The organism is Pseudomonas sp. MMS21 TM103 (assembly GCF_022132145.1).
GTDB lineage: Bacteria > Pseudomonadota > Gammaproteobacteria > Pseudomonadales > Pseudomonadaceae > Aquipseudomonas.
The window spans coordinates 1,510,625-1,525,325 of sequence record NZ_JAJISP010000001.1 but is presented as its reverse complement, the minus strand read 5'-3'; the positions used below and the strand labels follow the sequence as shown (position 1 = coordinate 1,525,325).

Below are 14,701 nucleotides of genomic sequence, written 5' to 3'. Positions count from 1 at the left end.
TGGTGGGTTACGCCTACGGCTAACCCACCCTACGTGGTTATACGGTCCCTCCAAGGAGACCAGATGATGTTGAACACCCTACTCCCCATTCTGCTGTTCGCCGCACTCGGCCTAGCCGTGATTGGTGCCGGCAAGCGCTTCCTCATGTGGCGCCGCGGGCGCCCGACCAAGGTCGATTGGCTCGGCGGCCTGCTGGCCATGCCACGCCGCTACCTGGTGGATCTGCACCATGTGGTCGAGCGCGACAAATACATGTCCAAGACCCACGTGGCCACCGCTGGTGGCTTCGTCCTGGCTGCCGCGCTGGCGATCCTGGTACACGGCTTCGGCCTGCACAGCCGGATCCTCGGCTACGCCCTGCTGGGCGCCTGCGTGCTGATGTTCGTCGGCGCGCTGTTCGTCGCCAAACGCCGCCTCGACCCGCCCGCACGGCTGTCGAAAGGCCCGTGGATGCGCCTGCCGAAAAGCCTGCTGATGTTCGCCGTGAGCTTCTTTATCGCCACCCTGCCGGTGGCCGGCATCCTGCCGGAAGGCTTCGGTGGCTGGATGCTCGCCGTGGTCCTCGCCGTCGGCGTGGCCTGGGGCGTATCCGAGCTGTTCTTCGGCATGACCTGGGGCGGGCCGATGAAGCACGCCTTCGCCGGCGCCCTGCACCTGGCCTGGCACCGCCGCAGCGAACGCTTCGGCGGCGGCCGCTCGACGGGCCTCAAGGCCCTGGACCTGGATGACCGCAACGCGCCGCTGGGCGTGGAAAAGCCCACCGACTTCACCTGGAACCAGTTGCTCGGCTTTGATGCCTGCGTGCAGTGCGGCAAGTGTGAGGCGGTCTGCCCGGCCTTCGCCGCCGGCCAGCCGCTGAACCCGAAGAAGCTGATTCAGGACATGGTGGTCGGCCTGGCGGGTGGTACTGACGCCAAGTTCGCCGGTTCGCCCTACCCTGGCCAAGCCATTGGCGAGCACAGCGGCGGCCCGCACCTGCCGATCGTCAACCTCAACGGCAAGGCGCTGGTCGATGCAGAAACCCTGTGGTCGTGCACCACCTGCCGCGCCTGCGTCGAGGAATGCCCGATGATGATCGAGCACGTCGACGCCATCGTCGACATGCGCCGTCACCTGACCCTGGAAAAAGGCGCCACGCCGAACAAGGGCGCCGAGGTCCTGGATAACCTGATCGCCACCGACAACCCGGGCGGCTTCGCCCCCGGCGGCCGCTTGAACTGGGCCGCGGATCTCAACCTGCCATTGATGAGCGAGAAGAAGTCGGTAGACGTGTTGTTCTGGGTGGGCGACGGCGCCTTCGACATGCGCAACCAGCGCACCCTGCGCGCCTTTGTCAAAGTCCTGAAGGCGGCCAACGTCGACTTCGCCGTGCTCGGCCTGGAAGAACGTGACAGCGGCGACGTGGCGCGGCGCCTGGGTGACGAGGCGACCTTCCAGACCCTGGCCAAACGCAACATCGCCAGCATGAGCCAGTACCGCTTCAACAAGATTGTCAGCTGCGACCCGCACAGCTTCCACGTCCTGAAAAATGAATACGGCGAACTGGGCGGCCACTATCAGGTGCTGCACCACAGCACCTATATGGACCAGCTGATCAGCGCCCAGAAACTCAATCTCGGCCAGCACAAGGGCGGCAGCGTCACCTATCACGACCCCTGCTACCTGGGCCGTTACAACGGCGAATATGAAGCCCCGCGCGCGGTGCTCAAGGCCATTGGCATCGAGGTCAAGGAGATGGAGCGTTCCGGCTTCCGCTCGCGCTGCTGCGGCGGTGGCGGCGGCGCGCCGATCACCGACATCCCCGGCAAGCAGCGGATTCCCGACATGCGCATGGTCGACATCCAGGAGACCGGCGCCGAGCTGGTGGCCGTGGGCTGCCCACAGTGCACTGCGATGCTCGAAGGCGTGGTCGAACCACGGCCACAGATCAAGGACATCGCCGAACTGGTGGCAGACGTATTGCTCGAGGCGCCCGCACCGGCAAAAAAGCCCGTACCGACCAAGCCTGAAGCCCTGGAGGTGCACTGATGAGCGACATCATCCGCCGCGACCCGCGGGCCGAATGGATCGCCCGCAACCGCCTGCATCCGCTGCACGCGGCCATGCAGACGGCTCAGACCAGCTGGATGGGGCCTAACGGCATCGTCCGCAAGAATCCCCATGTGGTCGGTTTCATCGGCCCCAACGGACTCAAGCGCATCGACCGCAGCGGCGCCCAGCAGGGCGGCAGCGGCAAGCGCACAACCGCCAGTGCCGTAGTGCAACTGCCGCTGCATGTGGTCGAGAATCCGGCGTTTTATATCGCCGTGGTGCCGGACATGATCGGCGGCCGCCTGAGCAGCCACGACAAGGACCTGCTCGGCCTGGCCAACAAGCTGGCCGGCAGCGATGGCGCCGTGGTCGCGGTGGTGTTTGGCGAGCACAAGGAAACCGCCTTCGACAGCGCCGGCGTCGACCGCCTGCTGCACCTCGAAGGCGAGCTGTACGATGGCTACGCCCCGGAGCAACGGGTGCTGGCCCTCAGTGCAGTGGAAAGCCAGTTGGCACCGCGCCACTGGCTGCTGCCGGACAGCCGCACCGGTGGCGGCGAACTCGGCCGCCGGCTGGCCGCCAAACTCGGTGAGCGGCCAGCCACGCGGGTCTGGCAGGTCGCCGAGGGCCAGTGCATTGGCCGCGCCGGAGCAGGCCGCGAAGATGTAGTGCGCAGCGCACCGCGGCTGATCCTGGCCGCCGTCGAATGCGCCGAGCCGGTCAGCGACACTCGTCATGAAGTGCGGCGAGTCGAACTGCTCGACCAGATCGCGCGCAACCTGCCACGCATCGAAGACCTCGGCGCCGTGGCCGTTGACCCGGCCTTGATCCCCATGGCCGAAGCCGAGTTCATCCTCTCCGGCGGTAATGGGGTCAAGGACTGGACGCAGTTCCACCAGGCCGCTGCCGCCCTCGGCGCTACCGAAGGCGCCTCACGTGTCGCGGTGGACGATGGCTTCATGCCGCGCAACCGCCAGGTCGGTGCCACTGGCACCTGGGTCACCGCGCGGGTCTACATGGCCGTGGGCATCTCCGGCGCTATCCAGCACCTGCAAGGCATCGGTGCCTGCGACAAGGTGATCGCGATCAACCTGGACCCGGGCTGCGACATGATCAAACGGGCCGACCTCTCGGTAATCGGCGATTCGGCGGCGATCCTCGCCGCGCTGATCGAGCGGGTTACCGCCTATCGCCAAGGAGGCGCACGCGATGCTGCCTGACAACCTGAACATCATCACCCTGGTTTCCATCGGCGCTCACCCGACCTCCGGCCGCGCGCGCCGCGCCGAGCAGGACGCCCGCGCGGTAGAACTGGGCCTGCGCCTGGCCGGCGACAAACTACAGCTGGTTCACGCCGGCAACCCGGCGGACGAAGCCCTGCGAGCCTACCTGGGCATGGGCCTGAGCGAGCTGACCGTGCTCGAGCAGCCCAGCCACGGCGATGCGCTGCCGTTGCTGAGCAGCTATCTGCAGGATGCCGGCGCCCAACTGGTGCTCACCGGCAGTCAGGCGGAAACCGGCGAAGGCTCGGGCATGCTGCCGTTTCTCCTGGCCGAACAACTGGGCTGGCCGCTGGTGGTCGGCCTGGCCGAAGTGGAGAAAATCGAGAACGGCATGGCCCAGGTGCTGCAAGCCCTGCCCCGCGGCCAACGCCGTCGGTTGAAGGTGCGTCTGCCGTTTATTGCCTGCGTCGACAACGCAGCGCCGGCCGCTCGCCAGAGCGCCTTCGGCCCGGCTCGGCGTGGCCAGCTGCAGGCTTGCGAGCAGGCCATGGTCGAGGATAGCCTGCTCGTCGCAGCCCACTTTCAACCGGCCCGGCCGCGACCGAAACGGCTCAAGGTGATCAAGGCCAAGACCGGTGCCGAACGGATGAAAGCGGCTACCGCCAAGGCCGCCGGCGGTGGCGGCCAGGTGCTCAAGGATGTCTCGCCGCAAGCTGGCGCCGAGGCCATTTTCAAGTTACTGGTCGAGGAAGGCGTGCTGCGGTAAAGCATTGCCGCCGTTATCTGGAATAGCCAGGATGGGGTCGCGCCGCGCAGGATGAACGCAGCTCGACCCATGCCCAACCGACCCAGCGCCACCGAGGATTGAACCATGATGCATGCCGACCTGATCGACCAAGAGGATTTCCGTGAGCGCCTGGTCGCCCTGGGCTTTCCCATCCCGCCAGGCGCCAGCGCCGAGCAAGCCTGCGAACAGGCCGTCAGCGGCCTGAGCCCGGAGCGGGCGCTGGTCTTGCGCCGGCTGATCGAGGACCTGCTGGGCGGCAGCGCGACCCTGCTGCCGGCCGTGCGCGAGGCGATCTCGCGCACCCTGCTGCCGGCGCTGGTTCCGCGCTGAGGTCAAGCTGCAGGCATGAAAAAGGGGCGCATCGAGCGCCCCTTTTTGCTTTCCGGCAAAGCGTCAATAGATACGCCTGGATGGGCACAGCAAGCGCTGACCACCCACCCTGCGCATCACCTCCCGCTACAACAACCGTACGCTGGCGAAGGTCGACTCGCCCTGGGCACGGGTCAGTGCCTCCATGGCGCTGGACGAGGAAGGCCGCATCAGGTCTTCCGGCAGCGGCACCAGGGCCACCACGTTGCCCGAGCGCTGTCCGGAGCGCTCGTCGCGCGGCGGGATACCGAAGTATTCGCGGTAGCACTTGGAGAAGTGCGGGGTGGAGACGAAGCCGCAGACCGACGCCACTTCGATGATCGACATCGAGGTCTGCTTGAGCAGCTGGCGCGCGCGGATCAGGCGCAGCTTGAGGTAGTAGCGCGACGGCGAGCAGTGCAGGTATTTCTGGAACAGGCGCTCGAGCTGGCGACGGGAGACGTCGACATAGAGCGCCAACTGGTCGAGATCGATCGGCTCTTCCAGGTTGGCCTCCATCAGCGCGACTATTTCCTGCAGCTTTGGCTGGTTGGTGCCGAGCATGTGCTTGAGCGGCACGCGCTGGTGATCCTGCTCATTGCGGATGCGCTCGTAGATGAACATCTCGGAGATGCCGGCCGCCAGCTCGCGGCCATGCTCGCGGCCGATCAGGTGCAGCATCATATCCATCGGCGCGGTGCCGCCGGACGAGGTATTGCGGTTGCGGTCGATGGAGAACAACCGGGTGGTCACGGCCGCCCGCGGGAAAGCTTCCTGCATGGCCGCGAGGAATTCCCAATGCACGCTGCAGTCGTGGCCATCGAGCAGGCCGGCCTTGGCCAAGGCCCAGCTACCGGTGCACACGGCACCCAGTTGCTTGCCATGGCGCGCCTGCACCTGCAGCCAGTGCAGGTGCTCGCGGGTAACGCTGTGCTGGATATCCACGCCGCCGCAGACGATCACCGCATCCAGCGCCGGCGCAGCACTGAGGCCGGCGTCCGGGGTGATCTGCAGGCCATCGCTGGCGCGCACCGGCAGGCCACTCTGGGTCAGGGTATGCCAGCGGTACAGTTCCTTGCCGGAGAGCTGATTGGCCATGCGCAGGGGCTCGACTGCCGAAGCCAGAGAAATCAGGGTGAAGTTGTCCAGCAGGAGAAAACCGATGGACTGGGGAACACTGTTCTGGGGCTGCGCCCCTGGAGTGAACTGCGACATAAATCAAACCCTCACGCAAAGCAAAGCACGGTGTTGAGCCTTCAGGCATGGCGAGGCTCTATCTTTGTCATTCTGGTAAACGGCAGCCCCAGATCGGCTCGATTAAGCACGCAAAGGTCGTGCCTAAATTGTTTGGCCGTTCAATATAAAATCGGGTTTTATCCAAGGCCCGTGCCACCGGGCTTTGGCAGGAGCGACAGGAGCATTCTGTTTGCGACCGCGAGATCCCGCGGGATGGGCCTATTGAGCATTTCGGTAGCACTTGCCGAAGCCCTCGATGTCACCCCGTTACGTGCGGGAATAGCTGCAGTAACCAAGCCGCCACGAAGCACATGACCTGCCGGTCACGCTGGCCCGATCACTCGGCCAGGCGGGCGCGCACCAAAAGCAGGCAGACGCCCCCGGCCAGGGGCGCAAATGATGCGCTCATGACCCGCATCGAGCACGCTTTAGACAGGCCTGCCGAGGCGCCGCCGCTCAACACTCGATCGCACTGACGGCCAGACCACCGCGTGAGGTTTCCTTGTACTTGTCGTGCATATCGGCGCCGGTGTCGCGCATGGTGCGGATCACCCGGTCGAGCGAGATGAAGTGCTGGCCGTCGCCGCGCAAGGCCATCTGTGCGGCATTGATCGCCTTCACCGCGGCGATCGCATTGCGCTCGATGCACGGCACCTGAACCAGCCCGCCAACCGGATCGCAGGTCAGTCCGAGGTTGTGCTCCAGACCGATCTCGGCGGCGTTTTCCAGCTGCTCCGGCGTGGCTCCGAGAATCTCCGCCAAACCGGCCGCAGCCATGGCACAGGCCGAGCCGACCTCGCCCTGGCAACCGACTTCGGCGCCGGAGATCGAGGCGTTCTTCTTGCACAGAATGCCGACCGCCGCTGCGGCCAGCAGGTAGTCGACCACGTTGGCCTCGGTCACCGCCGGACTGAAGCGCACGTAGTAGTGCAGCACCGCCGGGATGATGCCCGCTGCGCCGTTAGTCGGCGCGGTGACCATGCGCCCGCCGGCGGCGTTCTCCTCGTTGACCGCCAGGGCGAACAGGTTGACCCATTCCATGCCGCTGAGGGTCGAGCCGATCACGTTGGGCTTGCTCATTTCCTGCAGGCTGCGGTGCAGCTTGGCGGCGCGGCGCTTGACGTTGAGCCCGCCGGGCAGGATGCCCTCGTGCTTGAGACCCTGCTCGACACAGTCGCGCATGGCTTGCCACAGGCGCATCAGGCCGCTGCGGATCTCCGCCTCGCTGCGCCAGGCCTTCTCGTTGGCCATCATCAATTCGGACACCCGCAGCCCATGCTCCTTGCACAGGCGCATCAACTCGTCGCCGCTGGAGAAGTCATAAGGCAACTGGGTGTCATCCTGGTCCATCTGACCGGTGGCCGCCTGCTCGGCATCGACCACGAAACCGCCACCGACCGAATAATAGGTGCCGCTACTCAGCTCGCTGCCGTCGGCCGCGTAGGCCGTCAGGGTCATGGCATTCGGGTGATAGGGCAAGTTTTCTTCGAGCAGCAACATGTCGCGCTGCCAGTCGAAGGCAATCGGCAAGCGCCCATCCAGCTGCAAGGTGCCAGTGCGGTGCAGGGCTTCAATGCGCGGCGCGATGTGCGCCGGGTCGATCTGATCCGGCCAGTCACCCATCAGGCCCATGATCACCGCGGTGTCGCTGCCGTGACCGATGCCGGTGGCAGACAACGAGCCATACAAACGCACTTCCACGCGTTGCACACGCTCAAGCTGGTGGCGCTCGCGCAGCGCGCCAGTGAACAGCGCCGCGGCGCGCATGGGGCCGACGGTATGTGAACTGGAGGGGCCGATACCAATCTTGAACAAATCGAACACGCTAATTGCCACGACAATCTCCTGCACGGGGTGCATTTTTATCGCCTCATGATCGAGATTTCCTCAATGTGCGGAGGTCCCACACCGACTCACTTATGTCCAAATCCGCCAACGCAGTTCTGCAGCAGGCAAATGGTCGGCCTTGCGCGGAAACCAGCACCTTCCCCCTCTCCTGACGCGAGTTGTGACCGCGCACGCACTTTTCCACGACGCCAGCATGAAATGCGACAGCGGTGTTCCAGTTGCGACCCCGCGCATAGGCAGCGAGCAAACTCTGGCGCAATGATCCGGCCGCCCATGCCCGGCCAGCAGCCATCCGCTCAGCCTCGCCCATGGTCACAAATCCCGCCCTGGATTGGCTGGGCGGGTCAGTCTCCCGGAAATTGGATTCGCCCATGAAACTGCCGTTGAATTGCCTGCTGGCGCTCGCCCTCTGCACTCCCCTGCTGGCCCAGGCGCAGGAGCCCGCCGCCTGCAGCCGGGTGCGCCTGGCCGATGTCGGCTGGACCGACCTGATTACCACCAACGCCGTGACCCGCCTGCTGCTCAGCGAGCTGGGCTACCGCTCCCAGGTCAAACGTCTGTCCGTGCCGGAGACCTTCAAGGCCCTGCATGACAACGAGATTGATGTATTCCTCGACACCTGGCTCCCCAGCTCGGACAAGGACATCCGCCCCTACCTGGATGATGGCTCGGTGGAGTTGCTGACGATCAACCTGGAGGGCGCCAAGTACACCCTGGCGGTCAATCAGGCCGCCTTTGACGCCGGCCTCAAGGGTTTCAGCGATATCGCCAGGTTCAGCAAGGAGCTGGATGGCAAGATCTACGGCATCGAGCCGGGCAACGGCGGCAACCAGCTGATCCAGCAGATGATCGACGAGAACCGCTTTGACCTCGGCGGGTTCGAACTGGTGGAGTCCAGCGAATCGCAGATGATCCTGCACGTCAAACGCGCCGACCACCTGAATAAATGGGCGGTGTTCCTCGGCTGGGAACCGCACCCGATGAACAACCAGCTGAACATGCGCTACCTGGCCGGCGGCGATGACTACTTTGGCCCCAATCTGGGCGGCGCCACCGTCTATACCACGGTGCGCAAGGGCTTTGCGACGCAATGCCCGAACCTCGGCCGGCTATTCAAGAACATGCGCTTCAGTCTGCAGATGGAAAACGACCTGATGGAGGCGATCCTCAACCAGAACACCACGCCCAGGCGCGAAGCCAAAGCCTGGCTGGAGGCCAATCCACAGGTGGTCAGTCAATGGCTGCAGGGGGTCACTCGACGCGACGGCAGTGCGGCAAAAATGCCCTCGAGTAGCGGCAAAGCGCCATAATTTTCAAATAATTACGATTCCGCCACAGCCCCCGGCACATGGTAGCTAGCCCCCCCTTCAAGGCTGGAATGCAGGCCCGGCGCGGGCTGTGGCTTCGGTCTATAGTTCTTTAGGTGTGGTATGGTTTTTATAGTGATCATCATGTCGCCGCGTAACACGTCAGGGTCGCAAACCGACAATCGCGGTAACTTGAAGACTATATCGTTGAGCCAGCCGATTTCGTCACTGTCGACTCTTAGCCGGGTCGACAGACCAGAGTTCCCAAGCTCTGGACCGAAGATTACATAGCGCTGGCCGCCTCCATCGGGTGCCAGCCCAACAAGAAAATTTCGGATGTACGCGCATTTCAGGACGAGATGTGAAATCCCCACGGATTGGCCTTCGTTACTCTGCCAGAGGGTTTGGAAAGCAGTTTGCGACACGGCACAGCAATGCACATTCATCAGCATGGCCAAGCAACGCCCATGCCCTTTCGGGCTCATGGTGCGCCACGTGGTGTGCGCCTGAATGCGCAACAGCTCGCCGCGAAGCAGAACGCTGTCCAAACCTTGGAACCGCCCACACTCACACAGGCAAGAACAGTCGACATCACCTGAAGAACGTCGTTTGGCGTGCGTCAGGTTCCGTGTAACTGATCTGGATGTCTACTGAAGGGGAACCCTCCCATGAAAGCTGGAAAAATAGTGGTCGAGAACCTGTACAAGGTTTTTGGCAACAAACCGCAAGAAGCCATCGCCCAGAGCAAGCAAGGCTGGAGCAAGGATAAAGTCCTCGCTGAAACCGGCGCGGTGATTGGTGTTAGCGATGTGTCGTTCAGTGTCGAAGAAGGCGAAATCTTCGTCCTCATGGGCCTTTCCGGCTCCGGCAAGTCTACCCTGATTCGTTTGATCAACCGCCTGATCGAGCCTTCCGATGGCAATGTGTTCATCGACGGTCAGAACGTTGCCAAGATGACCAAAGCGGAACTCATCAGCCTGCGTCGCCGCGACATGAGCATGGTGTTCCAGTCCTTCGCGCTGATGCCTTCGCGCACCGTGCTGGACAATGCGGCCTTCGGCCTGGAAGTGGCAGGAATAGGTCGCAAGGAGCGGGAAAAACGCGCCATGCAGGTACTCAAGGAGGTGGGCCTGGAGACGTTTGCCCAGATGCACCCCCATGAACTCTCCGGCGGCATGCAACAACGCGTCGGCTTGGCCCGTGCCTTGGCCGTCGACCCCTCGATGATGATCATGGACGAGGCGTTTTCCGCCCTCGACCCGCTCAAGCGTCGCGAAATGCAGGACTTGCTGCTCGAGCTGCAAAAGGTCCACCGCCGCACCATCATCTTCGTCTCCCACGATATCGAGGAGGCCATGCGTATCGGCAACCGTATCGCCATCATGGAAGGCGGCAAGCTGGTCCAGGTCGGCACCCCGCAAGAGCTGGTCGACAACCCGGCCAATGATTATGTGCGCAACTTCTTCGACACCGTCGACACCAACCGCTACCTCACCGCCGGCCAGCTCATGGCGAATAGCGTGCCGATCTTCGTGCACAACGGCGTGGCCCCGGATGCCCAGGTCGTCTCGCAAAAGCTCCAGGAACTGGACAAGCATTACGCCTTCATTGTCGATGAGAACAACCGTTTCTACGGTTCGATCAGCCTGGAGAAAATCGCCCTGCTGGTCGAAGGTGGTCAGTCCTGCAAGCTCGACCAAAGCGTGGTCAAGCAGATCACTCCGGTGCCGGAAGACATGCCCCTGGATAAGGTCATCTCGCGCCTGGTGGACAACGAAGGGCCAATCCCGGTTGTCGGTGGCAACGGCCAATACTCTGGCGCCATTAGCAAGGGTCGCCTGTTGACCCGCATGCAGGGAGAATGACATGAGTGAGAAAAAACTCGACCTGGGCAGCTGGGTCAACGACGGCGTACAGCACCTGCTGGACAACTACAGCGACGGTTTCGACAGCATCGGCGGCGTGGTCAGCTCGTTCTCCGAAGGCATCGAGGCCATCCTCATGCTGCCGCCGGCGTGGCTGTTGATCGCCATCTTCGTCGGCCTCGGCCTCTGGCGGATCGGCGCCCGGTTTGCCGCCTTTACCGCCGTCTCCTTCATCCTGATTGTCCTCACCGGCTTCTGGGAGCAGACCGTGGTGACCCTCGGCCTGACCTTCTCCGCGACGCTGATCAGCCTCTTGCTGGGTATCCCCCTGGGCATCTGGGCGGCCAAGAGCGAGCGAGTGGCGACCACCATCCGGCCCATTCTCGACTTCATGCAGACCATGCCGGCGTTCGTCTACCTGATTCCGGCGGCCATGCTGTTCGGCCTCGGCCGGGTGCCGGGGATCATCGCCACGGTGATTTTCGCCATGCCACCAGCGGTGCGCCTGACCAGCCTGGGCATTCGCCAGGTCAACAAGGAAATCGTCGAGGCCGGCCAATCCTTCGGCTGCAGCAAGACCCAGCTGCTACTCAAGGTCCAACTGCCCAGCGCCATGCCGTCGATCATGGCCGGGGTCAACCAGACCATCATGATGGCCCTGTCGATGGTGATCATTGCCTCGATGGTCGGCGCCGGCGGCTTGGGTAACGACGTGCTGGCGAGCATCCAGCGTCTGGATATCGGTCTAGGCTTCGAAAGCGGCATGGCCGTGGTACTGCTGGCGATCATCCTCGACCGCATTACCGAAAGTTTTGGCACCAAGCAAAGCGAGAAACGCAGCACCCTGATCAGCTGGGTGAGTGCGAAATTGCAGCGCCAGTAAGACCTTCACCTTATTCCATTCACAGAGGGAGCCATAAATGAACAAGTTGAAAACCATTGCTGGGGTTAGCCTGCTGTCCTGCGCGCTGCTGCAAAGCGCCTGGGCCCAGGAGCCGGAAAGCTGCAAACAGGTGCGCTTCGCCGAGATCGGCTGGGCGGACATCGCCGCCACCACCGGCGTAGCCATGACCCTGAGCGAGGGCCTTGGCTACGAGACCCGCAAGATCATGGCCTCGGTCCCGATTGCCTTCACCGGCGTGCAAAAGGGCCAGATTGATGTATTCCTCGGCTACTGGGCGCCCTCGATGGACGCGGTGATCGAACCGTTCACCAAGGACAACGGCGTCAAAGTGCTGCCAACCGCCAACCTGGAAGGGGCCAAGTACACCCTCGCCGTGCCGACCTACCTGGCTGAGGCTGGCCTGAAAAGCTTCCAGGACATCGCCAAGTTCAAGAAAGAACTCGACGGCAAGATATACGGCATCGAGCCCGGTAACGACGGCAACCTGCTGATCGAAAAAATGATCAAGGAAGACCAATTCGGCATGGGCGGTTTCCGCATGGTCGAGTCCAGCGAAGCAGGCATGCTGGTGCAGGTGCAGCGCGCTGTGAGGAAGAACAAGCCGGTCGTGTTCCTCGGCTGGGCACCTCACCCGATGAATACCCAGTTCGATATCACCTATCTGTCCGGCGGCGATGACGTGTTCGGCCCCGATTACGGTGCGGCCAAGGTCTACACCGTGGTACCACCGGATTACGAAGCGCGCTGCCCTAACGTTGGCAAGCTGCTGAACAACCTGCAATTCAGCGTCAAGATCGAAAGCCAGTTGATGGAAAAAGTGCTGGAGAAAGAAGACCCGGCGGAAGTGGCCAAAAATTGGATCAAGGCTAACCCGGAAGCCCTGGACAAGTGGCTGGCGGGCGTCACCACCTATGACGGCCAGGATGGCGTCGCCGCGGTGAAGAAATACGTCGGACTGTAAAGCTCTGGCCCGCCTGGCGCCAGCGTCAGGCGGGCAGAGGCATGTATCCCTGGCATGGGTTAACCGGCCAGCGCAACACCCGCAATCAGCACGAGCCAGTAACACTGTTGAACTGCCACTCTCACTGATGGAGCACCAAATTTATGCGCAAACTTTCCACCTTCTGCCTGAAAAGCCTCGGCGTTGCTGCCCTCGCACTGGGCATGTCCACCGCCATGGCGGCAGAAAAACCTACCCTGAAGATCGGCTACGTCAACGGTTGGGACGATAGCGTCGCGAGCACCCAGGTCGCCGGTGAAATTCTCAGAAGCAAACTCGGCTACACAGTTGAACTGAAAGCCGTCGAGCCGGCGATCATGTGGCAAGGCGTGGCCCGTGGCGACCTGGATGCGACACTCACTGCCTGGCTGCCGGTCACCCACGGCGATTACTACGCCAAGATGAAAGACAAGGTGGTGGTACTCGGCACCAACTACGAAGGCGCGAAAATCGGCCTGGTAGTGCCCGACTACGTCGAAGCCAAGAGCATCGAAGACCTGAACAAGAACAAAGAAGCCTACGACGGCAAGATCACCGGCATCGACGCCGGTGCCGGCATCATGAGCCGCACCGAAGAAGCCATCGAGAAATACAACCTGGACTTCAAGCTGATGCCGAGCTCCGGCCCGGCCATGGCCATCGCCCTGGCCCGCGCCGAGAAGAAGAAGGAAGCCATCGTGGTTCCCGGCTGGATTCCACATTGGATGTTCGCCAAGTGGAAACTGCGTTTCCTCGAAGATCCGCAGAATGTCTTTGGTGCAGCTGAGCACGTCGACACCGTGGCCAATCCCGCACTGGAAGCCAAGGCTCCAGAAGCTGCCGCGTTCCTCAAGAAGTTCTCCTGGAGCGCAGAAGAAATTGGCTCTGTGATGCTGGCTGTCAGCGAAGGCGCCAAGCCGGAGCAGGCCGCCAAGGACTGGATCGCCGCCAACCCCGAGCGCGTGGCGGGCTGGTTGAAGTAAGCACTGTTACAGCAACAACGAAAAAGCGGGCTTCGGCCCGCTTTTTCATTACCGGAATTTACCGCAGGTCTGCCGGGCGCTGGACAGGCAAATGGGCGACAACTAGGGTTAACCGTGCTAGTTCCCAGTCAGATCAGCTAGCCAGCACCTGTCGCGTTTTCGAGGAGCAGCAAGGGTTGCAGGACGACGAGCAAGGCAACGCGACAGAGCATTCCGCTTCATGTGCCGTCAGCGGAACCCTCTCCACGTACCGCAACAAGCTGGAGTCCTGTCATGAAAATGCTCCTCACCGTCGAGTTCCCACTTGAGCCCTTCAATACCCTCGTGAGAACCGGCAAAGTGGGCGAAGTCATCGCCCGCATCCTCGAAGCCATCAAGCCTCAAGCGGCCTACTTCACCGAACAAAACGGCAAGCGCGGCGGCATCTTTATCGTTGACGTGCAAGAGTCGTCGGATGTACCCGCCCTGGCGGAGCCCTTCTTCCTCAACCTCCAGGCCGACTGCAAGTTCCGCATCCTGATGAGCCCCGAAGACCTGCAAAAGGCCGGGCTGGAAGAGCTTGGCAAGAAATGGGCGTGAGTGACGCCTGATCGGCACGCACGGGGGCAGGCGCAAGCTGCGCCTTGGTGTTTGCACATCGATTGCGGCCCCATAGCCCAAATGGGTGCGTATTTATTTTCCGAGCCTAGGGTCTCGCTTGATCAATGAACCCGCGCCCCTGTCGCGCCGTCATGCGTGCCGTTACGGCGGATACCCACAGCAGGCTTTCACCCTCGTACAGGGCCATGCGGGTCACACCGACCGGCATATCCATGGCCTTGGCCAAGCGTCGCGGCCGTGCGCCCTACGCCCCTGGGAGCAGACCCGACTCGGCAGTTAGAAATGGATCTCTGCGTTCTTGATGCCCAGCTCGCGCAACTCGTCGATCAGGTCATCCAGATGGACAAATGACTCGACCTCCTCGCGCTCATCGACCAGGAAGTAGCTTCTGCCCGCGTCTTTCTTGAAGAACACGATCCACTCTTTGAGGCTGGTCGGATTAGCGATCACATGGGTGTCGAAGGTGACGCCCTCGGCATGTTTGCTTTTAACGTCGTTACGGTTCATCTCGCTCTCCCGCTGGTGGGTGCGCGCGCACACCTGTGCGCTCAGTGTCAGTCGCCTGCGCCGCTATGCTTCAGCCAGACAAG

General features: G+C 62.7%; 13 protein-coding genes. 10 read left to right on the top strand and 3 right to left on the bottom strand.

The annotated features are described in order from the left end of the window. Nucleotides 1-66 precede the first annotated feature (66 nt). The 4 genes from dgcB (at nucleotide 67) to LJY18_RS06970 (ending at nucleotide 4,371) form a co-directional block, all read left to right on the top strand. The gene (gene dgcB, locus LJY18_RS06985; RefSeq protein WP_238041127.1) at nucleotides 67-2,028 is read left to right on the top strand and encodes a dimethylglycine demethylation protein DgcB; all 1,962 of its coding nucleotides are present in this window, start codon (nucleotides 67-69) and stop codon (nucleotides 2,026-2,028) included. Then, nucleotides 2,028-3,251, top strand: coding sequence for an electron transfer flavoprotein subunit alpha (gene etfA / locus LJY18_RS06980; RefSeq protein ID WP_238041052.1), 1,224 nt, complete (start codon nucleotides 2,028-2,030; stop codon nucleotides 3,249-3,251). Before dgcB ends, etfA begins: the two co-directional genes overlap by 1 nt. Then, nucleotides 3,241-4,020 (top strand): electron transfer flavoprotein subunit beta, encoded by a 780-nt coding sequence (etfB, locus tag LJY18_RS06975; RefSeq protein WP_238041051.1) that lies wholly within the window; start codon nucleotides 3,241-3,243, stop codon nucleotides 4,018-4,020. Before etfA ends, etfB begins: the two co-directional genes overlap by 11 nt. A gap of 105 nt (nucleotides 4,021-4,125) precedes the next feature. Continuing rightward, entirely contained in the window at nucleotides 4,126-4,371 is a 246-nt protein-coding gene (locus LJY18_RS06970; protein WP_172153159.1) for a hypothetical protein, read from the top strand. A gap of 126 nt (nucleotides 4,372-4,497) precedes the next feature. Here the strand turns inward: LJY18_RS06970 and LJY18_RS06965 are convergent, their stop codons facing one another. Both LJY18_RS06965 and LJY18_RS06960 read right to left on the bottom strand, forming a co-directional pair. Further along, nucleotides 4,498-5,604: a GlxA family transcriptional regulator gene (locus LJY18_RS06965; RefSeq protein WP_238041050.1), complete on the bottom strand. Its 1,107-nt coding sequence runs from the start codon at nucleotides 5,602-5,604 to the stop codon at nucleotides 4,498-4,500. Nucleotides 5,605-6,081: 477 nt separating this feature from the next. After that, nucleotides 6,082-7,461, bottom strand: coding sequence for an L-serine ammonia-lyase (locus tag LJY18_RS06960; protein ID WP_238041126.1), 1,380 nt, complete (start codon nucleotides 7,459-7,461; stop codon nucleotides 6,082-6,084). Between the two features lie 383 nt (nucleotides 7,462-7,844). Between LJY18_RS06960 and choX the strand changes: the two genes are divergently transcribed. The 6 genes from choX (at nucleotide 7,845) to LJY18_RS06930 (ending at nucleotide 14,090) form a co-directional block, all read left to right on the top strand. Next, complete coding sequence (gene choX / locus LJY18_RS06955) at nucleotides 7,845-8,783, top strand: choline ABC transporter substrate-binding protein (protein ID WP_238041049.1); 939 nt, start codon at nucleotides 7,845-7,847, stop codon at nucleotides 8,781-8,783. Nucleotides 8,784-9,448: 665 nt separating this feature from the next. Next, nucleotides 9,449-10,645 (top strand): quaternary amine ABC transporter ATP-binding protein, encoded by a 1,197-nt coding sequence (locus LJY18_RS06950; RefSeq protein ID WP_238041048.1) that lies wholly within the window; start codon nucleotides 9,449-9,451, stop codon nucleotides 10,643-10,645. Between the two features lies 1 nt (nucleotide 10,646). Beyond that, entirely contained in the window at nucleotides 10,647-11,528 is an 882-nt protein-coding gene (locus tag LJY18_RS06945) for an ABC transporter permease (RefSeq protein ID WP_238041047.1), read from the top strand. Between the two features lie 37 nt (nucleotides 11,529-11,565). Next, nucleotides 11,566-12,510, top strand: coding sequence for a choline ABC transporter substrate-binding protein (locus LJY18_RS06940; RefSeq protein WP_238041046.1), 945 nt, complete (start codon nucleotides 11,566-11,568; stop codon nucleotides 12,508-12,510). A gap of 143 nt (nucleotides 12,511-12,653) precedes the next feature. Continuing rightward, the gene (locus LJY18_RS06935) at nucleotides 12,654-13,511 is read left to right on the top strand and encodes a glycine betaine ABC transporter substrate-binding protein (RefSeq protein WP_238041045.1); all 858 of its coding nucleotides are present in this window, start codon (nucleotides 12,654-12,656) and stop codon (nucleotides 13,509-13,511) included. Between the two features lie 273 nt (nucleotides 13,512-13,784). Then, nucleotides 13,785-14,090, top strand: coding sequence for a panthothenate synthetase (locus tag LJY18_RS06930; protein ID WP_238041044.1), 306 nt, complete (start codon nucleotides 13,785-13,787; stop codon nucleotides 14,088-14,090). Between the two features lie 297 nt (nucleotides 14,091-14,387). Here the strand turns inward: LJY18_RS06930 and LJY18_RS06925 are convergent, their stop codons facing one another. Further along, nucleotides 14,388-14,618 (bottom strand): hypothetical protein, encoded by a 231-nt coding sequence (locus LJY18_RS06925; protein ID WP_238041043.1) that lies wholly within the window; start codon nucleotides 14,616-14,618, stop codon nucleotides 14,388-14,390. Nucleotides 14,619-14,701 lie beyond the last annotated feature (83 nt).

What these genes read in the sequence shown, in the direction of transcription:
- dgcB (WP_238041127.1), top strand. Translation starts at nt 67, where the DNA reads ATGTTGAACACCCTACTCCCCATTCTGCTGTTCGCCGCACTCGGCCTA.
- etfA (WP_238041052.1), top strand. Translation starts at nt 2,028, where the DNA reads ATGAGCGACATCATCCGCCGCGACCCGCGGGCCGAATGGATCGCCCGC.
- etfB (WP_238041051.1), top strand. Translation starts at nt 3,241, where the DNA reads ATGCTGCCTGACAACCTGAACATCATCACCCTGGTTTCCATCGGCGCT.
- LJY18_RS06970 (WP_172153159.1), top strand. Translation starts at nt 4,126, where the DNA reads ATGATGCATGCCGACCTGATCGACCAAGAGGATTTCCGTGAGCGCCTG.
- LJY18_RS06965 (WP_238041050.1), bottom strand. Translation starts at nt 5,604, where the DNA reads ATGTCGCAGTTCACTCCAGGGGCGCAGCCCCAGAACAGTGTTCCCCAG.
- choX (WP_238041049.1), top strand. Translation starts at nt 7,845, where the DNA reads ATGAAACTGCCGTTGAATTGCCTGCTGGCGCTCGCCCTCTGCACTCCC.
- LJY18_RS06950 (WP_238041048.1), top strand. Translation starts at nt 9,449, where the DNA reads ATGAAAGCTGGAAAAATAGTGGTCGAGAACCTGTACAAGGTTTTTGGC.
- LJY18_RS06945 (WP_238041047.1), top strand. Translation starts at nt 10,647, where the DNA reads ATGAGTGAGAAAAAACTCGACCTGGGCAGCTGGGTCAACGACGGCGTA.
- LJY18_RS06940 (WP_238041046.1), top strand. Translation starts at nt 11,566, where the DNA reads ATGAACAAGTTGAAAACCATTGCTGGGGTTAGCCTGCTGTCCTGCGCG.
- LJY18_RS06935 (WP_238041045.1), top strand. Translation starts at nt 12,654, where the DNA reads ATGCGCAAACTTTCCACCTTCTGCCTGAAAAGCCTCGGCGTTGCTGCC.
- LJY18_RS06930 (WP_238041044.1), top strand. Translation starts at nt 13,785, where the DNA reads ATGAAAATGCTCCTCACCGTCGAGTTCCCACTTGAGCCCTTCAATACC.
- LJY18_RS06925 (WP_238041043.1), bottom strand. Translation starts at nt 14,618, where the DNA reads ATGAACCGTAACGACGTTAAAAGCAAACATGCCGAGGGCGTCACCTTC.